20 protein-coding genes are annotated in these 22,014 nt (G+C 71.3%); 11 read left to right on the forward strand and 9 right to left on the reverse strand.

Features of this window, described 5'->3' with window-relative positions; genetic code table 11:
- Nucleotides 1–7: 7 nt before the first annotated feature.
- The 5 genes from ABZ805_RS21415 to ABZ805_RS21435 are packed head-to-tail and all read right to left on the reverse strand — an operon-like array spanning nt 8 to nt 5,169.
- Nucleotides 8–1,891 (reverse strand): NAD(P)-binding domain-containing protein, encoded by a 1,884-nt coding sequence (locus ABZ805_RS21415; protein ID WP_358443000.1) that lies wholly within the window; start codon nt 1,889–1,891, stop codon nt 8–10.
- 35 nt (nt 1,892–1,926) lie between these two features.
- Nucleotides 1,927–2,400, reverse strand: coding sequence for a flavin reductase family protein (locus ABZ805_RS21420; protein ID WP_358443003.1), 474 nt, complete (start codon nt 2,398–2,400; stop codon nt 1,927–1,929).
- Nucleotides 2,401–2,414: 14 nt separating this feature from the next.
- Complete coding sequence (locus ABZ805_RS21425; RefSeq protein ID WP_358443006.1) at nt 2,415–2,663, reverse strand: acyl carrier protein; 249 nt, start codon at nt 2,661–2,663, stop codon at nt 2,415–2,417.
- A 2-nt stretch (nt 2,664–2,665) separates the two neighbouring features.
- Nucleotides 2,666–3,901: a ketosynthase chain-length factor gene (locus ABZ805_RS21430; protein WP_358443009.1), complete on the reverse strand. Its 1,236-nt coding sequence runs from the start codon at nt 3,899–3,901 to the stop codon at nt 2,666–2,668.
- Between the two features lie 5 nt (nt 3,902–3,906).
- On the reverse strand, nt 3,907–5,169 hold the full coding sequence (locus ABZ805_RS21435; protein ID WP_358443012.1) for a beta-ketoacyl-[acyl-carrier-protein] synthase family protein: 1,263 nt from the start codon (nt 5,167–5,169) through the stop codon (nt 3,907–3,909).
- 265 nt (nt 5,170–5,434) lie between these two features.
- Between ABZ805_RS21435 and ABZ805_RS21440 the strand changes: the two genes are divergently transcribed.
- The gene (locus tag ABZ805_RS21440; protein ID WP_358443015.1) at nt 5,435–6,577 is read left to right on the forward strand and encodes an acyl-CoA dehydrogenase family protein; all 1,143 of its coding nucleotides are present in this window, start codon (nt 5,435–5,437) and stop codon (nt 6,575–6,577) included.
- A 2-nt stretch (nt 6,578–6,579) separates the two neighbouring features.
- Nucleotides 6,580–6,990 (forward strand): lipocalin-like domain-containing protein, encoded by a 411-nt coding sequence (locus tag ABZ805_RS21445; RefSeq protein WP_358443017.1) that lies wholly within the window; start codon nt 6,580–6,582, stop codon nt 6,988–6,990.
- Nucleotides 6,991–7,305: 315 nt separating this feature from the next.
- Here the strand turns inward: ABZ805_RS21445 and ABZ805_RS21450 are convergent, their stop codons facing one another.
- Nucleotides 7,306–7,884, reverse strand: coding sequence for a flavodoxin family protein (locus tag ABZ805_RS21450; RefSeq protein ID WP_358443020.1), 579 nt, complete (start codon nt 7,882–7,884; stop codon nt 7,306–7,308).
- A 450-nt stretch (nt 7,885–8,334) separates the two neighbouring features.
- Here ABZ805_RS21450 and ABZ805_RS21455 point away from each other — a divergent pair, with 450 nt between their 5' ends.
- A complete protein-coding gene (locus ABZ805_RS21455) occupies nt 8,335–9,129 on the forward strand; it encodes an AfsR/SARP family transcriptional regulator (RefSeq protein ID WP_358443023.1) in 795 nt (264 codons plus the stop codon).
- Nucleotides 9,130–9,161: 32 nt separating this feature from the next.
- Here ABZ805_RS21455 and ABZ805_RS21460 read toward each other — a convergent pair whose 3' ends face one another.
- Nucleotides 9,162–9,848 carry a cyclase family protein gene (locus ABZ805_RS21460; protein WP_358443025.1) on the reverse strand — a complete coding sequence of 229 codons (687 nt, stop codon included), beginning with the start codon at nt 9,846–9,848 and terminating at the stop codon, nt 9,162–9,164.
- A 501-nt stretch (nt 9,849–10,349) separates the two neighbouring features.
- Between ABZ805_RS21460 and ABZ805_RS21465 the strand changes: the two genes are divergently transcribed.
- Nucleotides 10,350–11,942, forward strand: a complete 1,593-nt coding sequence (locus ABZ805_RS21465) for an FAD-binding protein (RefSeq protein WP_358443028.1) — start codon at nt 10,350–10,352, stop codon at nt 11,940–11,942.
- A 140-nt stretch (nt 11,943–12,082) separates the two neighbouring features.
- Nucleotides 12,083–13,003 carry an aromatase/cyclase gene (locus ABZ805_RS21470; RefSeq protein WP_358443031.1) on the forward strand — a complete coding sequence of 307 codons (921 nt, stop codon included), beginning with the start codon at nt 12,083–12,085 and terminating at the stop codon, nt 13,001–13,003.
- A gap of 186 nt (nt 13,004–13,189) precedes the next feature.
- Here the strand turns inward: ABZ805_RS21470 and ABZ805_RS21475 are convergent, their stop codons facing one another.
- Entirely contained in the window at nt 13,190–13,624 is a 435-nt protein-coding gene (locus tag ABZ805_RS21475) for a nuclear transport factor 2 family protein (RefSeq protein ID WP_358443034.1), read from the reverse strand.
- Nucleotides 13,625–13,779: 155 nt separating this feature from the next.
- Here ABZ805_RS21475 and fabG point away from each other — a divergent pair, with 155 nt between their 5' ends.
- The gene (gene fabG / locus ABZ805_RS21480) at nt 13,780–14,562 is read left to right on the forward strand and encodes a 3-oxoacyl-ACP reductase FabG (RefSeq protein ID WP_358443037.1); all 783 of its coding nucleotides are present in this window, start codon (nt 13,780–13,782) and stop codon (nt 14,560–14,562) included.
- Nucleotides 14,563–14,646: 84 nt separating this feature from the next.
- Complete coding sequence (locus tag ABZ805_RS21485; protein WP_358443039.1) at nt 14,647–15,414, forward strand: SDR family oxidoreductase; 768 nt, start codon at nt 14,647–14,649, stop codon at nt 15,412–15,414.
- Between the two features lie 152 nt (nt 15,415–15,566).
- Here ABZ805_RS21485 and ABZ805_RS21490 read toward each other — a convergent pair whose 3' ends face one another.
- Nucleotides 15,567–16,631 (reverse strand): aldolase/citrate lyase family protein, encoded by a 1,065-nt coding sequence (locus ABZ805_RS21490; RefSeq protein WP_358443042.1) that lies wholly within the window; start codon nt 16,629–16,631, stop codon nt 15,567–15,569.
- Between the two features lie 145 nt (nt 16,632–16,776).
- Here ABZ805_RS21490 and ABZ805_RS21495 point away from each other — a divergent pair, with 145 nt between their 5' ends.
- The 4 genes from ABZ805_RS21495 to ABZ805_RS21510 are packed head-to-tail and all read left to right on the forward strand — an operon-like array spanning nt 16,777 to nt 21,984.
- Nucleotides 16,777–17,544 carry an SDR family NAD(P)-dependent oxidoreductase gene (locus ABZ805_RS21495; protein WP_358443045.1) on the forward strand — a complete coding sequence of 256 codons (768 nt, stop codon included), beginning with the start codon at nt 16,777–16,779 and terminating at the stop codon, nt 17,542–17,544.
- The gene (locus ABZ805_RS21500) at nt 17,544–17,951 is read left to right on the forward strand and encodes a RidA family protein (protein ID WP_358443048.1); all 408 of its coding nucleotides are present in this window, start codon (nt 17,544–17,546) and stop codon (nt 17,949–17,951) included. The genes ABZ805_RS21495 and ABZ805_RS21500 overlap by 1 nt, the downstream gene beginning before the upstream one ends.
- 27 nt (nt 17,952–17,978) lie before the next feature.
- Nucleotides 17,979–19,598, forward strand: a complete 1,620-nt coding sequence (locus ABZ805_RS21505; protein ID WP_358443050.1) for an AMP-binding protein — start codon at nt 17,979–17,981, stop codon at nt 19,596–19,598.
- A 10-nt stretch (nt 19,599–19,608) separates the two neighbouring features.
- Nucleotides 19,609–21,984 carry a bifunctional salicylyl-CoA 5-hydroxylase/oxidoreductase gene (locus ABZ805_RS21510; protein WP_358443052.1) on the forward strand — a complete coding sequence of 792 codons (2,376 nt, stop codon included), beginning with the start codon at nt 19,609–19,611 and terminating at the stop codon, nt 21,982–21,984.
- The last annotated feature ends 30 nt before the right edge of the window (nt 21,985–22,014 follow it).

Here is a 22,014-nt window from a genome sequence, read left to right on the forward strand (position 1 = left end):
CGGTGCTTCACAGGAATTCGTAATCGCTCGGATCGGCCCGGCGGGTGAGCCGCCAGTATTCGAGCGCGGAGAACGGCCAATTCGTCGCGGACCGGCCGTTCTCGTTGTACCAGCCACCGACCGCGGAGAATCCCCAGGCGCGCTCCCGGTTTCCCGCATCCACTCGATCGTTGAACCGATCATGCACCTCGCGCCGCACCCGCATCGACCGCTTCCCATCCGTGAGCAGCAACCGGATGGCGTCGATGATGTGCGCGGCCGCACATTCGGAGAAGTACACGATGCTGCCGCCCTGGCCGACGAGGTTCGTGTTCGGCCCGTACATGCAGAACAGGTTGGGGAATTCGGGCATCGCGATGCCGAGGTAGGCGCGGGCATCGCGGGCGGGCATTTCAGCACCGCCCCGCCCGAGGACCCGCATCGGGGCGAGGAAACCGGATGCCTGGAACCCCGTCGCGTAGACGATCAGATCCAGGTCGTGCCGGCGCCCGCCCGCGACGATCCCGCGCGGCTCGACCCGTTCGACCGGATCGGTCACCAGCCGCACGTCGTCCCGCCGCAGCGCGGTCAGCCAGCGGCCGTCGTCGCGCAGCACCCGCTTCGCTCCGACCGGGTAGCGCGGCACCACCGCGTCGAGCAGTTCCGGTTCCCCGGCCAGCTGGTCCCGCAAGTACTGCGACAAGGAGGCGCGCAGCCGTTCGTTGGGGCCGGACACCGCGCGTTCGGTCGGCGGGTGGTCCGGGTCGACCACCCAGCCTTCCAGGATTCCCCGCAGCCCTGGGGCGAACAGCCAGAACCGGTACCACCGCGCGTAGTACGGCAGGTTCTCGAACAGCCACCGGGCACCGTCCCGGATCGGGCTGCGGTAGTTCGGCGTCGGTCGCAACCACGGCGGGTGCCGCTGGAACACCGCGACCTCCGCCGCGGTGCCCGCGATCTCCGGCACGATCTGGAACGCGCTCGCACCGGTACCGACCACGCCGACCCGCTTGCCGGCGACGTCGATGCCCTGTTCCCAGCGGGCGGAGTGCACGCTGGTGCCCGCGAAGCCGTCCCGCCCAGGAATGTCCGGCACGTGGGGTCGGTTGAGCTGCCCGACCGCGCTGATCACCGCGTGGTGCCGCGCCGTTCCGCCTTCGCGCAGTTGCACTCGCCACTCGTGTTCGGCTTCGTCCCAGCGCAACTCGGTGACCTCGGTGCCGAACCGGATCCGCCCGGCCACGCCGGTGCTCGCGGCGAACTCGCGCAGGTAGTCCTGCACCACCTCGCGGCGGCAGAAGTGCTCCGGCCAGTCCGAGCGGGGCGCGAACGAATAGTTGTAGAGGTGGCTCGCCACGTCGGTGCGGCAGCCCGGGTAGGTGTTGTGCGCCCACGTCCCGCCGAGCTCGGTCGCGCTCTCGTAGATCACGAACGGGATGTCCGCCTGAGCCAGCCGGTAGCCGGCCAGCAGGCCGCTGAACCCGGCGCCGATCACGGCGACGTGGAATTCCCGCTCCGGTGCGAGCCGCGGCGCGGTCCAGTCCGGAGACCGCGGATCGGCGCCCGGCGCGATGATCTCCTCGGCCAGCAGCGGCAGCAGTTCGTCGACGTCGCCACCCAGCGCCCAGCCCGCGATCTCCCGCAGCAGCGGGAAATCCGGTGGGTCGGGCCAACGCCAGCCGCCCTCCGACCGCAGCCGGGTGAGCTGGTCGAACGCCACCTCCCGAGCCGCCTCCTGCTGCGCCGCGGACAGGCCGCCCTGTTCGGAGAACAGCCAGCCCGGCGCGAGCGCCGCGGGCTCCAGCACGGACGGATCGCCGGTGAGGTGCGCGAGCGTCATCATCAACGCGGGGACGTCGGCCTCCGCCAGGTGCGCGGACAGCTCCTCGTCGGAAACGGGTGGGCCGGACAACGTGCCGTCACCTCCAAGTCCAGGATTCGGGCGGGTCATATCGTGCGCAGCGCGGAGAAACCACGGTCGTAGTAGACGACCGGCACACCGTCGTGCAGGAGTTCGTGACCGACCACGGCTCCGACGAGGATCAGGTGGTCCCCCGCGTCGTGGCTGCGCTCCAACCGGCATTCGACCGCCGCCAGTGCACCGTCGAGCACCACTCCCCCGTGTTCGGAGCGCACGAAGCCGCCCGCGGCGAACTTCCGCGCCCCGCTGGTGGCGAACCTCCGCGCCACCTCGACGTGCTGGTCGCGCAACACGCTCACCGCGAAGTCGCGGGTGCGGGAGAACACCGGGAAGGACTTCGCGGATTTCGCCACGCACACCAGCACCAGCGGCGGTTCCAGCGAGACCGGGCAGAACGAGCTCACCGTCATCCCGTGGGGCTGCCCGGTCTCGTCGCGCGTGGTGAGGATCGCGACACCGCTGGCATAGCGGGCTAGCACGTCCTTGAGTTCGTCGGACATCCGCGCGTCCTCGGTCAGCTCGACGCGGGTGCGCGGTTGACCGCGTCCAGCAGGTCGTCGGGAGTTCGCAGTCCCGCGACGTCGTCGTCGCTGAGCCGCACCCCGTACTCGGCGGCGATGCGCGCCGCGGTCTCCATCAGGGCCAACGAGTCGTACCCGAGCTCGTCGAAGCCCCGGCCCCGCATGTCGCCGGAGAGTTCCCCGTCGTTCTCGCCCGCGCACTCGGCCAGCACTCGGCGCAGGTCGTCGATGGTCATCCGCATGATCAGCTCCTCGGTAGGTCGGACGGTCGGCCGGGTGCCGCGCGCACCACGACGGCGGCGTTGAAACCCCACTTGCCCCTGGCGAGCACGAGGGCGGTCCGGATCGGCCCGTGCCTCGGTTCGCCGCGGACCAGGTCGATGGCGTAGTCGGCGGGCGGCTGCACGGCGGTCGCGGTCGGCGGCACCACGCCTTCCGCGATGGACATCAAGGCGGTGGCCACGTCGACCGGGCCCGCACCGGAGTACAGCCGTCCGATCAACGCCTTCGGCGCGGTCACCGGAACTTCGAACGGTCCGAACAGTTCGGCGATGGCGGCGGCCTCCGCGCGGTCCAGCTCCGGTGTCCCGGCCGCGTCGGCGAATACGACGTCGACCTGCTCGGGTTCCACGCCGGCATCCGCGAGCGCCAGCTCCGCTGCCCGCCGCAACCCTGGCGGGCGCGGCACTCCGGGCGGCGGGTCGAAGGTGCACCCGTGCCCGGCGATCTCGCCGTAGATCCGCGGCGCGCCGCGCCGCAGCGCGGTCTCGGCGGATTCGAAGACGAGCACCGCCCCGCCCTCTCCCGGCACACAACCGTTCGCCGTAGCGCTGAACGGCGCGTAGGCGTGCTCCGGGGATGTCGAGGGCGACAGCCGCCCGCCCGCGATCTGGGAAGCCCAGCCCCACGGATCGAACGCCGAATCGACCCCGCCGGTGAGCACCAGTGGCGTGCCGCGCAGGACCGCGCGCCGCGCGTGCCCGATCGCGTCGAGGCCACCGGCCTGTTCGGCGACCACCGCGCTGCCCGGACCGCGCATTCCGTGCCGGATCGAGATCTGGCCGGTGTTCACCGCGTAGAACCAGGCGAACGACTCGTAGACGCTCACCGCGGCAGGACCGTCCGACCACAGCTTCTTGAACTCCCGGTGGGTGAACTCGAAGCCGCCCGCCGCGTTGGCGGTGATCACGCCCATCTCGTAGTCGGCGTAGTCGTCCCGTGCCAGCTCGGCGCCGCCCAACGCCCAGTCCGCGGCGACCAGCGCGTAGCGGGTGGAGACGTCGGTCTGCGGCAGCAGTCGCCCCGGCAGGTGTTCGGCCGGATCGAACTCGTCGATCTGCCCCGCCAGCCGTATCGGGTAACCGGACGTGTCGAACCTGGTGAGCTCGCCGATCCCGGTCCGCCCGTTCAACGTCGCGCGCCAATGCTCTTCCAACCCGATCCCGTTCGGCGCGAGCAGGCCGATGCCGGTGACGTACACCCCGTTCACCTCGCGGCCCCCGGCCTGCGCAGCAACATCGCGCTCTGGAACCCGCCGAACCCGCTGCCCACGGTCAGCACCTCGCGCAGCCGCACTTCCCTGGGCAGCAGCGGAACGTAGTCGAGGTCGCAGTCCGGATCCGGGTCGTACAGGTTCGCCGTCGGCGGGATGATGTCGCGCTCGATCGCCAGCGCGCACGCCGCGATCTCGATGGAGCCGATGGCGCCGAGCGAGTGGCCGACCATCGACTTGATGGAACTGATCGGCACCTTCCGCGCGTGCTCCCCGAGGCTGCGCTTGTAGGCGGCGGTTTCGTGCCGGTCGTTCTGCTTCGTGCCGGAACCGTGCGCGTTCACGTAGCCGATGTCCTCCGGAGCGATGCGGGCCTCGTCCATCGCGACCCGGATCGCCTCCGCCATCTCCCGCCCGTCGCTCTTGAGCCCGGTCATGTGGAATGCGTTGCACCGCGCGGCATAACCGGAGATCTCGGCGTAGACGTGGGCACCGCGGCGCTCGGCGTGGTCGAAGTCCTCCAGCACGAACATGGCCGCGCCTTCGGCGAGCACGAACCCGTTGCGGGAGCCGTCGAAGGGCCGGGAGGCGCCTTCCGGTTCGTCGTTGCGCGGGGTGGTCGCCTTGATCGCGTCGAAGCAGGCGACGACGATCGGGGTGATCGGAGCGTCGGCCGCTCCGGCGAGCACCACGTCGGCGTCGCCCTCGCGGATCACACGGGCGCCGTGACCGACGGCGTCGATACCGGAGGTGCAGCCGTTGGACAGCATGGTCACCGGTCCCTCCGCTGCGACGGTCCACGCCACCTCGGCCGGCAGCACGCTCGGTACCAGGTAGTCGAACATGTGCGGGCTCACGCTCATCGGATCGACCAGCCAGTTCCGCCCGCTGTCGGAGAGCACCAGGTACTCCTGCTCCAGGCTGGTCGCCGCAGCGACCGCGCTGCCCACCGACACCCCGACGCGGCCGGGATCGACGTCGCCCGGCACGAAACCGCCGTCGGCCGCGGCTTCCCGCGCGCACACCACCGCCAGCTGCGTGGCCCGGTCCATCCGGCGCACCTCACGCGGCGACAGTCCTTCCGCCACCGGGTCGAACCCGGTTTCGGCCGCCACTTGAGACCGGAAGGGCGCCGGGTCGAACAGGCTGATCCGCCGGGTCGCGGTCCGGCCCGCGGTCAGCAGTTCCCAGAACTTAGTCACTCCCGTTCCGCCGGGAGCGCGGATGCCGATGCCGGTGATCGCGACCCGTCTCACCGGACACCGCCCGGCATCCGCCGGAACTCTGCGTGGCTCATCCGGAGGGCTCCTCTCCGATGTGGGAACGGGCGCTGCGGCCCGGTGCGGCAGGCGCCGCTGGGACGTGTCGAGCGTCGGCTCGCCGGTTCGAGGCTCGCTCGAACTCCGCTCGCGGCGGAGCCGTTCCAGCGACGGTCGAGCGAACTTCGAACCGGTGCGGCGATCGTGGCCGCCCGGCCCGCCCGGCCGGGCGGCTGTTTCGACGAGTGGGGAGCGAAACCGGATGGAGCACACGCGCACCGCCTTCATCACCGCCGCACAGCAGGTCGGTGCGGCTGCCGCGGCGGCCGCGCCGCGTGCCGAGCGGGATCGGCGGCTGGATCCCGAGGTCGTGCGCGGGCTGGTCGCAGCCGGTTTCGCCCGGCACTTCGTCCCGGCGTCCTGCGGCGGCGATGAGGGAACGTTCCTGGAGCTGAACCGGGCGGTCGCAGCCGTCGGCTCGGGCTGCACCGCCACCGCCTGGTGCGCGTCGCTGACCTCGCACGTCGGCCGGATGGCCGCGCACCTCCCGGCCGCGGGCAGGCACGAACTCTGGGCGGACGGCCCGGACGCGTTCCTGGTCGCCGCGCTCACTCCGGGCGGCCGCGCCGAGCCGGTGGCCGGCGGCTACCGGTTGTCCGGACGGTGGCCGTTCATCAGCGCGATCGACTACGCGGACTGGGCTTTGCTGGCGGCGCTGGTCGACGAGGACGGCGGCGAGCACCCCCGGGTGTTCGCGGTACCGCGCGCCGCACTGCGGATCGAGGACACCTGGCACAACGTCGGGATGGCCGCGACCGGCAGCCACACCGTCGTCGTCGCGGAAGCGCTGATCCCCGCGGCCCGCACCGTCACCAGAGCGGATCTGTTCGCCGGGCGAGCGGATTCGAACGCGCCGTGCCACCGGATACCGATGCAGGCGACGACGATGATGTTCGCGACACCGGTGCTGGGCGCTGCCCAGGGCGCGCTGGCGGCGTGGCTCCAGCACGTCACGCCGAAGATCCGGGCAGCGGCCGAGAATCCGGTGGTACCGCTGCCGGGAATGCCGTCGTTCCACCGCGTCGGCTACGACGTGGAGCTGGCCGAGTGCACGGCCCGCACGGACGCGGCCGAACTGCTGCTGGAGCGCGCCGCTTCGACCGCGGACCTCGGGCCGGAGATCACCGAGTTGCAGACGATGCGCAGCTGGCGGGACTGCGCGGTGGCGACCGCGGACCTGGTCCGCGTGGTGGACGGGCTGTTCCAGCGGTGCGGCACGTCCGGACAGTCCACCGCCCACCCGGTGCAGCGGTTCTGGCGGGACGTGAACTCGGTGGCGAGCCACCAGGGATTGCGGACCGAGGCCGCCGCGACCGCGTACTCCTATCGGCTGCTGGGGATCTGACCGTGGCCGCCATCGACCCACGCGACCTGATCGGCACGTGGTCCCTGGAGTCGTTCCACGTCGTGGGTTCCGACGGCGCGCCGGTCGACGGGCCGCTCGGCCCGGAACCGCGGGGATTACTGATCTACGGCGCGGACCGGCACGTCTCGGTGAGCATGATGTCCACCGCTGAACCCGTTGCCGCGCAGGGTGATCCGCGCACCCGCTTCATGGGCTACGCGGGCACGTGGCGGCTGGCAGGGCTCCAGGTGCACCATCGGATCGAAGTCAGCTCGCACCGCTACCTGATCGGCAGCACCCAGGTGCGGGAGCTGTCGTTCGCGGGGGAACTGCTGGTGTTGTCCGGTTCGGCCGCCGACGCCGGCGGCCCTGCCGGGCGCGGCGTGCTGCGCTGGCGGCCGGCTGCGGGCTGACGCACGTGCGGCGGGCCGTCACCGGTGATCCCGGCGAGGGCCCGCCGCACGACGCCGCCCAGGAGTCCTCGCGGACGGCTCTTGTTCAGTGCCTCGTCAGCGACCGGAGCCGCCGAGCAGCGACCAGCTCATCGCCGGCAGGCCCTCAGCCACTTCCTCGCGAGGCCGGCATCTTCCCTCATCCCGGAGCCGCTCGGAAAAGTGCCGGCACACCCGGACAGGGTCGCCGCGAGGTACCCGCCGAGGTACCGCTGCGCGCCCCGCCCGCAGGCCGTTCCGAACGGACGCCGCAACCGGATTCCGCGTCCCGAGGCGTCACGCCGCCTGTTCGGCGCGCTTGAGCAACAGGGTGTGCTCGGCGACGCGCTGGCCCAAGTGCGCCCCGGTCAGCAGGTCGGCCTTGTTCATCAGCTCCGGGCCGTCGTTCGCAGGGCACCGGCCCATCGCACCGAGCCAGCCGCCGAGCCGGTTCAGGTCGCTGTCGTCCGAACCGGGCAGCAGGTCCAGGTTCACCCAGTGCATGCCGTGCTGCGCCGCGAGGACCGTGAAGTAGTGCAGGGTGTGCAGCTTGTCCCCGCTCATCCCGCTGGACACGGTGAATCCGGCGGCGACCTTGTCCTTCCACGCCTGCCCGTACCAACGGCCGCTGCTGTCGTGGGCGAAGGCGTGGAACGCGGGACTCGCCGAACCCATGTAGGTCGGTGAGCCGAACACGATGGCGTCCGCGCCGTCCAGCCGAGCCCAGTCCTGCTCGCTCAGCGCGTCCAGCGGCAGCAGCTCGACACCGACCCCTGGCACGGAGGCGGCACCGTCCCGGACCGCCTCGGCCATCCTGGCCGTGTGCCCGTATCCGCTGTGGAAAGCGATGACGACGGAAACGGAAATGTCGGACATGAATATTCCTTCCGGATGCACTATCGAGTCACGACCGCCGGCGGATGCGCCGACAACCGATTTCAACCCACATGACCAGTTTCACGACATCACCGCATACCCGGCACTAACCGTTCGAACAATTTCCACTACCCGAAGGAGGAGCGAATCGCCGCAGTTACCGAACCAACGTCACCCGGACACAGCAAAACGACCACATTGTGCCGTGATGTTAATCACAGTCACTTTGGTGGCAGGCGATCTTCATGTCCGGATACTCTCCGTTAAGTCGATACCTGGGGTACTAACCTCGACGGACCACTTCATCATGCACGACGTCCACGGTAACCGTTAGACCCGAATCGACGGCAGGGAGCCACGAGCAGCCCTGCCTCTCACCGCGCCGAAACTCCCGACAATGCGGGAATCCGACGCGCACAGCACCGGGGGAGCACGACCGCTGGGGGAAAAATGGAGTTCAACCTGCTCGGACGATTCGAGATGGTGGCTGATGACGGGCGTTCCTACCTGCTGACCCGATCCAAGATAAGCCAGTTGCTCGGGGTGCTGCTGGCGCACAACGGCGAGACGGTCAGCACCGGCACGCTGATAGCCGAGATCTGGGGGGAAAAGGTCCCGCGAAGCGCGCTGACCACGTTGCAGACCTACGTCTACCACGCGCGCAAGATGTTCACGAGCATGGGGATCGATTCGAACCTGCTCATCACCAGGCCGTGCGGATACACCATCCAAGCCGCCCCGGACGCGATCGATCTCAACCGGTTCGAACTGCACGTGCAGCAGGCCAGGAAAGCGCTCGAGGACGCTCGTCCGGACCGGGCATTGGAATTCGTCGAGCAGGCGTTCCGGCTCTGGCGCGGTCCAATGCTGGCCGGAATGATGACCGGCGCCGTGCTGGATGCCGCGATCACCTACCTCGACGAGTTGCGGTTCTCCGCGACCGAATTGCACATCGAGGCCGGGCAGCGGCTCGGCAGGCACCAGGAGCTCGTCCCGCAACTGCGCATGCTCGTCGCGCAGAACCCGTTGAACGAAAGCCTGCACGCGCAACTCATCAAAGCGCTGCACAAGTGCGGCCGGCGCGCGGAGGCGCTGCAGAGCTACCGCAGGCTGTGGCAGGTCCTCGACACCGAGCTCGGCGTCGAACCCGCGCCCGAACTCCAACGACTGCAGCACGAACTGCTCGACCTCGGCGCCGCGCGCCGAGGTGCGCGGCGGGGCGGCACCCCGGTGTCCCCGCAATGAGGCCCGGCGTGCCACGGATGCGCCGCGCACGCTCACCCGAGCAAGGCGACGACCCGCGTCCAGCCCGCGCCGGCGCCCGCGATCGCGACTGGGAAGCAGGCCACCGAAAAACCGGTCGGGGCGGGCAGCTCGCCCAGGTTGGCGAGCTTCTCCAACTGCGCGTACTCGTGCTCGCGGCCGTACAGGTGCGCGGGCCAGAGCCAGCCGTTGTCCCCGGTGCGGCGGTAATCGGCGATCATCGAGCGCATCGGCCGGTCCACACCCCACGCGTCGATGCCGATCACCCGGACACCGCGCTCCACCAGGTAAGCGGTGGCGGCGCCGGTGAGACCGGGGTACTCGGTCAGGTACTCCGGCGTGCCCCACAGGGCGTCCGCGCCGGTCCACAGCAACACGATGTCACCGGCTCGGAGCCGATGACCGCACGCCGACAGCGCTTCGCGGACCTGCTCGACGGTGATCCCGTCGCCAGGGGGGACGTGCCGCAGGTCGAGGCGCACGCCCGGCCCGAAGCACCACTCCAGCGGGACCTGGTCGATGCTCTTCGCCGGTGCACCGCCGCTGACCGGCCCGTAGTGCAGCGGGGCGTCCATGTGCGTTCCGGTGTGCGTGGTCAAGGTGACGGTCTCGTTGGAGATCGCGAGCCCGTCCGGGAAGTCGCTCGCGGCGAGTCCGAGCACCGCGGCCGCGTCCGCGTGCCCGAGAGGTTCGATCCGCACCGGGGTGGCTTCGCTAGGGCAATTCCGCGTGCGGACGCTGAGATCGACGAGTCTGGTCATCCGGGCAACCTCCTGGCCGGGGTGGGGTGCGCGCTGCAACGGGGACCGGCCGAGCGCCGAGCGCGGCACCGGGGAGCGTGGTTCCGCCATGGCGGGTCCGCTCGTCCGTTGTTCTGCGCGGGCAGTGTCCGGTAGCACGTTCGCAGATCGCTCGAGAACCGCACGGGAGCCGCGGCGGCGCAGTGCGGTTCACCGCGGCGCGACCGGGTGCGGCACCCGAGCCCGGCGCGTTCGGCTCCGCCCGGCCCGATGACCGTCCGGTGCCGCGGTCGGCCGCGCACCGGACTCCGGAACGGCGCGGGAACGCGCGCCGCTCCGCGGAACCGAGACCATCCACTTCGGACACTTCGGCGGTGGCTCCGAATCCGGGGTCTCGGTTGCTCATGACCTGCGGCGCACTTCGCCGCGCATGTCCAGTGGTCCGCGACGCGGACCTGAAAGATGGAGGGGTTCACCATGGTCTTCCTGGGGGAAGAAGCCGATCGCCGCTCGGCCGACGGCGGTCCTCCGCCGCACCGGGCGGGATTCGGCCCGACGACGGTCGGTCCGGACGACCCGCGGTACGCGGAACTCGTCGTCGGGTTCAACCGGCGCTGGCACGCACGGCCGGATTCGGTGCGGCTGGTCGGCAGCACCGAGCAGGTCGCGGACGCGGTGCGCGAAGCGGTGCGCACCGGCAAGCGCCTTTCAGTGCGCAGCGGGGGGCACTCCTACGCCGACTTCGTCTACAACGCGGAGACAGAGCTGATCATCGACCTGTCGTTGATGCGGGAGATCGGCTACGACCCGCGACGGCGGGCGTTCGCCGTGCAGAGCGGGGCTCAGCTCGGCGAGATCTACGAGGTCTTGTTCCGCGGCTGGGGCGTGACGCTGCCCGGCGGGGTGTGCCCGACGGTGGGCATCGCCGGGCACGCCACCGGCGGCGGGCACGGGTTGCTGTCCCGGCAGCACGGGTACGTGTGCGACCAGATCGAAGCGGTGGAAGTCGTCGTGACCGACGGGTGCACGGTGCGCACGGTCGTCGCGTCGCGCTCGGACTCCGGTGCGCTCGGCGATCTGTGGTGGGCGTGCACCGGTGGCGGCGGCGGGAGCTTCGGCATCATCACCAAGTTCTGGTTCCGCAAGCCGGACGCCACCGGCTCCGATCCGGGAGAACAGCTGCCCCGGCCGCCGCGCGAAGTGCTGATCAGCACCGTGTTCGCCGGGTGGGATCAGCTCGACCGGACCGGGTTCGCGAACCTGCTGCGCAACCAGTGCCAGTGGTACGTCGACCACAGCGAACCGGGTGATCCCGGCGAGGCGTTGTGCGGTCTGCTGTTCGCGCAGCACGTCTCCAGCGGGGCCATCGGCATGCTCACGCAGGTCGACGCGACGGTCCCGAACGCGGACGAGCTGCTGGACGAGTACCTCTCGGCGGTCACCGCGGGAACCGGCATCGAGGGCCCGTTCCCGCGACGCCGGCTGCCGTGGATGGCCTCCACCGAAACCCTCGACACCAGCAACCCGACCGTCATGACGAACGCGACGCTGCGCGGCTCGACCAAGCACGCCTTCCTGCGCAAGCCGTTCACCGACGAGCAGCTCGACGTGATCTACGAGTCGCTGACGCGCCCGGACTACGCCAACTCGATGCCGGGCAGCTCGATGTTGCAGCTCGGGGCGATGGCGGGCGGCCGGATGAACGAGCCCGCGCCCGGTGACACCGCCCTGGTGCAACGCCGTTCCGCGTTGGTCGCGATCTTCGAGAGCTTCTGGGTCGACGAGGCGCAGGACGACCAGCACCTGGGCTGGGTGCGCGAGTTCTACCACCGGACGTTCGCCGCGACCGGCGGGTATCCGGTACCGGGCGAACGCTACGAGGGCTGCAACATCAACGCGCCCGATCCGGACGTGCTCGACCCGGCGTTCAACCGCACCGGGCTGCCTTGGCACTCGTTCTACTTCGGCGGGAATTACCCGCGGTTGCAGCGGATCAAGGCGCGCTGGGACCCGGCCGACGTGTTCCGGCACTCCATGTCGGTGCGCACCTGCTGAGGGTCCCGCTGCGGCGCTCCGCGGCCGGCGAGGCACACCGGTGGGGTCCGGGCCGCCCGATCCGGACCCCACCGTTCTTCTAGACCGCACCGCGAACCTGGGGCGCACATCGAATTCCCGTCCTCGCAGAGGAGTCGAGCGTGCGCCCCAAGAACGTTCACGACACCGAGCACACCCGCATCGTCGACGCGCCGCCGCGGGTGCTCTACGAACTGCTCGCGGATGTCACCGCGTGGCCCGCTCTCTTCGGCCCCAGCGTGCACGTGCGGCATCTGGAACGTTCCGAACGCTCCGAACGCTTCGAGATCTGGGCGCTGGTGAACGAGAAGGTCGCGAGCTGGACCTCTCGGCGGGAACTCGACCCGGACGAGTTGCGGATCGCGTTCGCGCAGGAACGCAGCAGCGCGCCGGTGCGCACGATGAGCGGTGAGTGGTCGCTGCGAGAGCTGCCCGGAGGCCGGACCGAGGTGTCGTTGCGGCACACCTTCACCGCGGTCGACGACTCCCCGGAAGCGGTGCGGACGATCACCGCCGCGTTGCGCCGGAACAGCCCTCGGGAATTGTCCGACCTGGCGCGGGTCGCCGAACTCGGGCTACCGGTGGGCGACGTCGTGCTGTCGTTCACCGACGACGTGGAACTGCCCGTGCCGGTGGACCGGGCGTACGAGTTCATCGCGCGAGCCGACCGGTGGGCCGAACTGCTGCCGCACGTCCGCAGCGTGCGGTTGGGTGAGGACGAGCCCGGCATCCAGGACCTCCGGATGGCGACCGAGACCGGCGACGGTGCGCGGCACGAGACGCGCTCGGTGCGGGTGTGCGAACCGGCCGAGTGGATCGCGTACAAGCAGCTCCGCCCGCCGATGATGTTGACCGGCCACAGCGGGCTGTGGAGCTTCGAGCCGGTCGCGGCCGGCACGTTGCTGACCTCGCGGCACACGATCGTGCTGGGGCCGGCCGCCGTCGTGGACGGCTCGTCGGCCGCCGAGACCGGCCGGCGGGTCAGGGATGCGCTGCGGCGCAACAGCCGTACGACGATGGCGGCCATCGCGGAGCGACCCTGAGGTTCGGGATGAGCCCCTGCTCTCCTGATCATTGCGTTGTCGGCGATGCCGTCGAGCAGTGACCGAGCGTGAGCAGGCCGACCACCGGCGGGTGCGCAGCGGCTTCCTCGCGAGGACGGCGACTTCTCGGAGGCACAGCGGGGAAGCCGCACAGGTCCTGCTACCCGGCCCGCTACGCGAACCGGCTCACTCGAAGCGCAGTCGGTCCTGGCGGACGTGACGCGACTTGTTGAGCAGTCCTCCATCGGTGCGCACCAGCACGTCGGACACCGTGCAGCTCGGGCCGAGTCGCGGCGCGGTGGCGCCGGGCCGCGTGTCGACCACGTAGGCGTAGAACCGGGCGCCGAGCTCTCCCCTGCCGAGCTCGTCGAGCACGATCATGTCGAACCAGTGCCTGCGGATCACCGGATCGTCGTCGAAGCGGCGGTGGAAGCGCTGCAACTCGTCGACGATCTGCGCCCGTCCGTGAGCCGTCTGTCCAGGGGTGTGGCTGAACTCCCCGGCGGGGATGAAAGTCGCGGCGAACGCGGCAAAATCGCGCTCATCCATGAACTGCATCTGGCGGGCGTAGAAGTGCTGCACTTCCGCGTAGGTCTCGGCGGTCGGCTGGTCGATCGGCATGGTTTCTCCTCCGGTACGCGGTATCGCGCCGACACTGCCGTCCGCTGATCGCGCCTGGCTCGAATCCGGGACGGGCCGCGCTGGATCGAGGACTGTTCGACCGGTCTTCGAGCGGACCCGGCGACCATCCCGGAAACCGCTCGAAGGGGGAGCCGATGTCACCGAGCCGTCCGATAGCGATCGTCACGGGCGCGACCAGCGGGATGGGCCTGGCCATCACCGAGCACTTGGCCGCCGATGGGTGCCGGGTGTTCCTCTGCGCCCGCGCCGCCGACGAGGTCGCGGCAACCGTCGAGAAGCTTCGCGACGCCGGCCTCGAAGTCGACGGCACCACGTGCGACGTATCGAATCCCGAGCAGGTGCACCGGTTCGTCACCGCGGCCACCGAGCGGTTCGGCGAGATCGACGTGCTCGTGAACAACGCCGGACGCAGCGGCGGCGGCACCACGGCCGAGATCTCCGACGAACTGTGGTTCGACGTGATCGCCACCAACCTGCACAGCGTGTTCTTGATGACGAAGGCGGTGCTCACCACCGGCGGGATGCGCGACAAGACGTGGGGACGGGTCATCAACATCGCCTCCACCGGCGGCAAGCAGGGGGTCGTGCACGCGGCGCCGTACTCCGCCTCGAAGCACGGCGTGGTCGGGTTCAGCAAGGCGCTCGGCTTGGAACTGGCGGCCACCGGGGTCACGGTGAATGCCGTGTGCCCCGGTTTCGTGGAGACGCCGATGGCCGCACGGGTGCGCGAGCACTACGCGGGGATCTGGGGCGTGTCGACCGATGAGGCGTTCGAGCGCATCACCACGAGGGTGCCGATGCGCCGGTACGTCGAACCGGACGAGGTCGCGGCCATGGTCCAGTACCTGGTCAGCGACCGCGCGGCGGCGGTCACCGCACAGGCGTTGAATGTGTGCGGCGGGCTCGGCAACTACTAGTGCTCCGGGAGGTCGTCCCGCAGCGAGGAAGCCGCCGAGGTCCGGCCCTGACCCGCCACGCAGGCCATTCTGAAAGGACTCCCCATGGAATCGGCGGTCGACAACGGCGAGATCGCGCTCATCACCGGCGCCAACAAGGGAATCGGGCGGCAGATCGCGCACCGCTTGGCGCGGGCGGGCATGACGGTGTTCCTCGGTGCCCGCGACGCCGAGCGAGGCGAACGGGCCGCCGCGGAGCTGCGCGAGGACGGCTCCGACGTGCGGTTCGTGCAGTTGGACGTGACCGATCAGGCGCAGGTGAACGCGGCGGCCGAGCACGTCGGCGAGGCGGCCGGGCGGCTCGACGTGCTGGTCAACAACGCCGGAGTCGTGTCGGAGTGGGGCGTACCGGTCACCGGGATCACGGCCGAGCAGATGCGCCGGACCTTCGAGGTGAACGTCTTCGGCGTGGTCGCGGTGACCCAGGCGTGCCTGCCGTTGCTGAGCCGCTCCGCGGCAGGGCGCGTGGTGAACCTGTCCAGCCCGCTCGGTTCGCTGGCGCTGCTCAGCGACTCGCAGAACCCGATCTCCACTCGGGGGCTGCTGACCTACAGCTCGTCCAAGGCCGCGTTGAACGCGATCACCCTGGTGTACGCGAACGCGTTGCGGGACAGCGGGATCCGGGTGAACTCGGTCAACCCTGGGCTGGTCGCGACCGATCTGAACGCGCCATCGCCGTTCAGCCGGGGCGTGCTCACTCCTGAGCAGGGCGCCGAAGTCCCCGTCCGGCTGGCGCTGTCCCGCGACAGCGGCCCTACCGGGGAGTTCCGCGGCGACATGTCGGGATCGGCCGACGAGCACATCCCCTGGTGACACCACTGATCGTCACGATCTTTCGATCGTCGCCGGGTCAGCGCCGGAGCCGCTGACCGCCTGTCTCGCTGCTGCTGCCGCGTAGTGCTCGGGTAGCGGAACCTCAGCGGCTTCGCCGCTCGCAGGAAACCGACACGACCCGCCGAGCAGGTTCAGAGACAGGCAGCGAGGTTCCATCCTGCGCGGGCCGTTCTGAACGAACTACTCAGCCCGTCAGCTTGCGTCGTGGTTCTTGCGGCACGTCTTCGGCGAAGGGAGGCGTGGAAGAGCTCAAGGCCGCGGCCGAAGCGGCTCGCACCGCCGACCGTCATCCCTGTCCCGATGTTGCCGCTGCGAGGTAGCGGCAACATCGGACAGGCGGTCGACGTGAACACCGCACCCCGGTTCCGCTCAATCGAAATGGGGAGTGTCACCCCTGGAGCCGGCGGAATCCTTCCGCGATGTGGCGCATGCCCTGCTTGCAGGATCGTGGTGTGGTTGAACAGCAGCATGGTGGCTCCGCGGGCGCGCCACCGATCAGCGTCCTCGACGTCGTCGACCAGGACCGCGAGGCGGCATGCGGGCGAGGACAGGACGCCTTCGACGATCTCGTCGATGGCCGCGACCACCTCGGGGCGGTCCATTTCGCCGGGCCTGCCGAGCGACATGGGCAGGTCGCTGGGTCCGATCCAGACGGCGTTGAGATCCCCGGTTGCCGTGATGGCGCCGATGTTGTCGACGGATTCGGTGTCCTCGGCCTGCGCGACGACGACGGTTCCTCGCGCCGCATCGGCCAGATGTCGTTGCATGGAAACGGTTCCCGAGCGTCCGGCCCGGGCGCTCAGCGCCGGTCCGCGCGTTCCGCGGGGCGGGTAGTGCGCCGCGGAGGCGGCGGCGTGCGCTTCGGCCTCCGTCGAGATGTGCGGCACGACGATTCCGGTCGCACCCGCGTCGAGGACACGTAGAGTCCACAGTGGATCGTTGCTGCCGACGCGGACCAGTGCGGCGATGCCGGCTGCGTCCGCCGCCCGGAGGTGGTGTTCCAGTTCCGAGCTGTCGGCGAGGCCGTGTTCGGTGTCGATGAGGACGAAGTCGAACCCCGGGTGACCGGCCGGCGAACTGCTGGGATACCTGCTCTCCGGGGATCTGACTCCGGGGCAGCGCATCCCGTCCGAGCGGGCGCCCGTCGAGGCGCTGAACGTGGGCCGCGGCGGTGTCGAAGACGGCCGTTTGCTCACCTACGTCCGAGACGAGCAAGCGGACCAGCAGCGCGGCCGCATCGTCTTCAACGCCGACGACGGCGAAGGTGGACCGATGTCGATGGATCACTTGTTCCCGATCGGAGACTAGACATGAACTATTGACCAGTTCTACCTTCAAATCATGACCAATCGGCTAAAGCCACGGACCTGCCTCGTCTCGGGGGCGGGGCGCGGGATCGGGGCTGCGGTGGCGCGGCGGCTCGGTGCCGCGGGGAACCGGGTCGCCTTGGCCGCCCGCACCGCCTCGGAGCTGGAGGCGGTCGCCGCCGAGCTGCCGGGGCCGACCCTCACCCTGCCGCTGGACCTGACCTCCCCGGATGCCGCGGAAACCGCGTGCACCGCGGTCGAATCCCGGTGGGGGCACGTCGAGGTCCTGGTGCTCGCGGCCGGGGCCGGCACGTCCGCTCCGTTGGCGTCGACCACTGATGAGCAGTGGGAGCAGATGCTCGCGCTGAACCTGACGGCCCCGTTCCGCCTGCTGCGCCGGGCTACCCCGGCGATGGCCGACGCGGGGTGGGGCCGGGTGGTGTCGATCGCCTCGGTGGCCGCCCGGCGCGGCGAGCGCTACGTCAGCGCCTACTCCGCCAGCAAGCACGGGGTGCTGGGGCTGGTGCGCAGCGCGGCGGCGGAGCTGGCCGGGACGGGCGTCACCGTCAACGCCGTGTGCCCCGGGTACGTGGACACGCCCATGACCGACGCCACGGTGGCCGCGATCAGCGCCCGCACCGGCCGCGACCTCGCGGCGGCCCGGGCGGTCCTGGCCGCCAAGCAACCGATCGGCCGGCTCATCACCGCCGAGGAGGTCGCCGACGTCGTGGCCGTCTGCGTCGCCAGCGGTGCGATCAACGGCCAGGGCATCGTCGTCGACGGCGGCGGGGTGCACTCGTGATGGACCGCGTGAATCCCCCCGAGCTGGCCCGGCCCTCCGGGTTCAGCCACGCCGTCGTCGCCGAGGGCCGGATGGTGCTGCTGGCCGGGCAGACCGGGACCGACGCCGAGGGGCGCATCGCCGACTCCGGTGTCCTCGACCAGTTCGACCGCGCGCTGGCCAACCTGGTGGCGGCGCTGCGCGCCGCGGGCGGCACCCCGGACGACCTCGCCCAACTGACGATCTACCTGGTCGACGTCGAGGCCTACCGGGCCGCAGGCCGCGAAGTGGGAGCGGTCTGGCGGCGGCACGTCGGCGCGCACTACCCGGCGACCGCGGCGATCGGGGTGACCCGGTTGTGGGATCGCGCGGCCCTGGTCGAACTGCAAGGCATCGCCGTGCTCGACGCCGAGCCGCGGAACCCGTAGTCACCTGCGAGCGAGGAGGACCTGGCCGTGGTGCCGACGTCGTCCCTCAACCCGTCCGCGCACATCGACACCTTCTGCCGGGACCGGCTGCCCGCCGAGGAGGACTGGCCGGAGCTGCTGTTCGAGCTGCCGGAACTGCACTACCCCGCGCGGCTGAACGCGGGCTCGGAGCTGCTCGACGCCACGATCGCGCGGTACGGGCCGGACCGCCGGGCCCTGCTCGCCCCGGAGCCGAGCCACGTCTCGTGGACCTACGGCGAGCTGCGGGACCGCGCCACCGGCGTGGCCGCCGCGCTGACCCGGGAGCTCGGCGTCGTGCCGGGGAACCGCGTGGTCCTGCACGGGCCGAACACCCCGTGGCTCGCGGCCGCCTGGCTCGGCGTGCTCAAAGCGGGCGCGGTCGCCGTCACGACGGCGGCGATGCTCCGGCCCGGCGAACTCGCCACCATCGGCGGGCTGACCTGCCCGGCGGTGGCCCTGTGCGACCACCGCTTCGCGGCCGCGCTGGCGTCCGCGGGCATCACCGGGATGCCGATCGTGCCGTTCGGCGGTGACGGCCCCGACGACCTCGCGGTGCGCGCGGCCCGGCAGGGCCCGTTCGACGACGTGCCGACCTCGGCCGACGACGTCGCGCTGCTGGCCTGCACGTCCGGCACGACCGGCGAGCCGAAGGTCACGATGCACTTCCACCGCGACCTGCTCGCGATCGCAGACACCTTCGCCCGCCACGTCGTGGCGCTCCGCCCGGACGACCTGGTGACCGGGACGCCGCCGTACGCCTTCACGTTCGGGCTGGGCGGGCTGCTGGTCTTCCCGCTCCGGGCCGGTGCCGCGGCGCTGCTGCTCGAACGCGCCACGTCCGAGGAGCTCGCCGAGCACGTGGCCGCGCACCGCGCCACGGCGCTGTTCACCGCACCCACCGCCTACCGCGCGCTCGCCGGCGACGGCCGGCCCGAGCGGCTGGCGAGCCTGCGCCGCTGCGTGTCGGCGGGTGAGCCGCTGCCCGCGTCGGTGTGGCACGGCTTCCACGCGGCCACCGGGATCCGCCTCATCGACGGGATCGGATCGACCGAGATGCTGCACGTGTTCATCTCGGCCGCCGACGCGGACAGCAGGCCCGGGACCACCGGCCGGGCGGTTCCCGGGTACCGGGTCGACGTCGTCGACGACCTCGGCCGCAGCGTGCCCGACGGCGTGCCGGGTCATCTCGTGGTGCGGGGGCCGACCGGCTGCCGCTACCTCGGCGGGCGCAGGCAGCGGGAGTACGTCGTGCACGGCTGGAACCGCACCGGCGACATCTACGTCCGCGATGCCGACGGCCGGTACCGGTTCCAGGCCCGTTCCGACGACATGATCATCACCGCCGGGTACAACGTGGCCGGGCCGGAGGTGGAGCAGGCGCTCCAGCAGCACCCCTCGGTCGCCGACTGCGCGGTCGTCGGCACCCCGGACGCGGAACGCGGCCACGTCGTCACCGCCCACGTCGTGCTCCGGCCGGGGGACACGGCCACCGCAGCCGAGCTGCAGGTGTTCGTGAAGAACCTGATCGCCCCGTACAAGTACCCCCGCCGCATCCACTTCGTCGACGCGCTGCCGCGCAGCAGCACCGGGAAGCTGCAGCGGTCCGCGCTCCGCGAGGCGGTCTGAGGTGGCGGGCATGCGGATCGCGATCGCGGGCGGCGGCCCGGGCGGCCTCTACCTGGCCGCCCTGCTGGCGCAGCTCGGCCCGCACGACATCACGGTGTGGGAGCAGAACGCCGCGGACGACACGTTCGGCTTCGGCGTCGTGCTCTCCGACGAGACCCTCGGCGGGATCGAGCAGGCGGATCCGGCCGTGTTCGCCGCCATGTCGGAGCGGATGGCGCGCTGGGACGACATCGACGTGCACCACCGGGGGACCGTGTCCACGTCGGGCGGGCACGGGTTCGCCGCGATCGGCCGCCGGGAGCTGCTGGGGGTGCTCCAGCGCCGCTGCGCGGAGCTCGGGATCACCGTGCACTACCGCACCCGGTGCCCGGACGTCGCGGTGCTGCAGGCCGAGCACGACCTGGTGGTCGCGGCCGACGGGGTGAACTCGGCGGTCCGGTCGGCGCGCGCCGGGGACTTCGGCGCGCGCATCGCCACCGGGAGCAGCCGGTACATGTGGCTCGGCACCGACCGGGTATTCCCCGCGTTCACCTTCGACGTCGCGGAGACCCCCTGCGGTGTCGTGCAGCTGCACGGCTACCCCTACTCGGACCGCGCCTCGACGATCGTGGCGGAGACCTCGGAACAGGTCTGGCAGCGCCTCTTCCACGACCGCTGCGCCCGCGATCCGGAGCCCGGCGAGAGCGACCTGGCGTCGATCGAGCTCGTCGGGGAGCTGTTCGCGGACCGGCTCGGCGGCGCAGCGCTGCTGGCGAACGCCTCGCGCTGGTCGCGGTTCCGGACTCTGCGCACCGATCGCTGGCGCGCGGGCAACCTGGTGCTGCTCGGCGACGCCGCGCACACCGCGCACTTCTCCATCGGGTCGGGCACGAAGCTGGCGATGGAGGACGCGCTCGCGCTGGCGGCGTGCCTGCACGAGCAACCGGACGTCGGGACCGCGCTCGCCGCGTACGAGGCGGAGCGGCGGCCCGTGGTCGCCTCCACCCAGCGCGCGGCGGCGGCGAGCCAGGCCTGGTTCGAGGACATCGACCGCTACGTCGGCCAGGAACGGGAGCAGTTCGCGTTCAACCTGCTCACCCGCAGCCGCCGCGTCACCCACGACAACCTGCGCACGCGGGACGCGGCCTTCATCGAGAGCGCCGAGCGCTGGTTCTGCGGCGCCGGAGCCGATCCCGTCCCGCCGATGTTCACTCCGGTCCGGATCGGTGGTCTCGCGCTGCCGAACCGGGTCGTCGTCTCGGCGATGGACGTCTACTCGGCGCGCGACGGGGTGCCGTCGGACTTCCACCTCGTGCACCTGGGTGGCAAGGCGCTCGGCGGTGCGGGGCTGGTGATGACCGAGATGGTGTGCGTCTCGCCGACCGGGCGGATCACGCCGGGGTGCACCGGCCTGTGGAACGCCGAGCAGGAGGCCGCGTGGCGCCGGGTGGTCGACTTCGTCCACTCCTCGACCCGAGCCCGGATCGGTGTCCAATTGGGACACTCGGGGCGCAAGGGCTCCACCCGGTTGATGTGGGAGGGGATCGACGAGCCGCTCGACACCGGCGGGTGGCCGGTGGTGGGGCCGTCGGCGATCCCGTACTCCGCGGCGAACGCGGTGCCGCACGAGCTGACGACGGACGAGCTGCGCGACATCCGGGACGAGTTCGCCGCCTCCGCCCGCGCCGCCGCCCGCTGCGGGTTCGACCTGCTGGAGCTGCACGTCGCGCACGGCTACCTGCTGTCGTCGTTCGTCTCCCCGCTGTCGAACCGGCGCACCGACCGCTACGGCGGCGACCTGGCCGGGCGGTTGCGCTATCCGCTGGAGGTCTTCGACGCCGTCCGCGAGGCGTGGCCGGCGGAGCGGCCGATGTCGGTGCGGATCTCGGCGACGGACTGGTATCCGGGCGGCGTCGACGCGGACGCCTCGGTCGAGATCGCTCGCGCGTTCGCCGAGCGCGGTGCCGACGCCATCGACGTGTCGACCGGCCAGGTGGTGCGCGAGGAGGCCCCCGAGTTCGGCCGGAGCTACCAGACCCCGTTCGCCGACCGGATCCGCAACTCCGTCGGCCGGCCGCACGGCGGGCCCGCGGTGATCGCGGTGGGGGCGATCTCCAGCTGGGACGACGTCAACTCGATCCTGCTGGCCGGGCGGGCCGACCTGTGCGCCCTGGGCAGACCGCACCTGCACGACCCGCACTGGACGCTGCACGCCGCAGCGGAGCAGGACTACGCGGGTCCCGCCGCGATGTGGCCGGACCCGTTCGCGGCGGGTTCGCGGCCGCCGCGGACGGGGCGCACCGACGGGCCGCCGCCGCGGCTGGACCTCGTCCGGCACGGCCCGGTCCGCACCCGCCACGCCAGGTGGAACCCCACCGGATCCCCGCACGGGCCCGGCGCGGGATGACGGACGCCCCGGGAGAGCGGCCGGATCACG

The organism is Saccharopolyspora sp. NPDC047091, assembly GCF_040643635.1.
Taxonomy (GTDB): domain Bacteria; phylum Actinomycetota; class Actinomycetes; order Mycobacteriales; family Pseudonocardiaceae; genus Saccharopolyspora_C.

Excerpts from the sequence above, each read along its gene's own strand:
- ABZ805_RS21420 (WP_358443003.1), bottom strand. The coding sequence starts at position 2,400 with ATGTCCGACGAACTCAAGGACGTGCTAGCCCGCTATGCCAGCGGTGTC.
- ABZ805_RS21425 (WP_358443006.1), bottom strand. The coding sequence starts at position 2,663 with ATGCGGATGACCATCGACGACCTGCGCCGAGTGCTGGCCGAGTGCGCG.
- ABZ805_RS21440 (WP_358443015.1), top strand. The coding sequence starts at position 5,435 with ATGGAGCACACGCGCACCGCCTTCATCACCGCCGCACAGCAGGTCGGT.
- ABZ805_RS21450 (WP_358443020.1), bottom strand. The coding sequence starts at position 7,884 with ATGTCCGACATTTCCGTTTCCGTCGTCATCGCTTTCCACAGCGGATAC.
- ABZ805_RS21455 (WP_358443023.1), top strand. The coding sequence starts at position 8,335 with ATGGAGTTCAACCTGCTCGGACGATTCGAGATGGTGGCTGATGACGGG.
- ABZ805_RS21465 (WP_358443028.1), top strand. The coding sequence starts at position 10,350 with ATGGAGGGGTTCACCATGGTCTTCCTGGGGGAAGAAGCCGATCGCCGC.
- ABZ805_RS21475 (WP_358443034.1), bottom strand. The coding sequence starts at position 13,624 with ATGCCGATCGACCAGCCGACCGCCGAGACCTACGCGGAAGTGCAGCAC.
- fabG (WP_358443037.1), top strand. The coding sequence starts at position 13,780 with ATGTCACCGAGCCGTCCGATAGCGATCGTCACGGGCGCGACCAGCGGG.
- ABZ805_RS21485 (WP_358443039.1), top strand. The coding sequence starts at position 14,647 with ATGGAATCGGCGGTCGACAACGGCGAGATCGCGCTCATCACCGGCGCC.
- ABZ805_RS21495 (WP_358443045.1), top strand. The coding sequence starts at position 16,777 with ATGACCAATCGGCTAAAGCCACGGACCTGCCTCGTCTCGGGGGCGGGG.
- ABZ805_RS21500 (WP_358443048.1), top strand. The coding sequence starts at position 17,544 with ATGGACCGCGTGAATCCCCCCGAGCTGGCCCGGCCCTCCGGGTTCAGC.
- ABZ805_RS21510 (WP_358443052.1), top strand. The coding sequence starts at position 19,609 with ATGCGGATCGCGATCGCGGGCGGCGGCCCGGGCGGCCTCTACCTGGCC.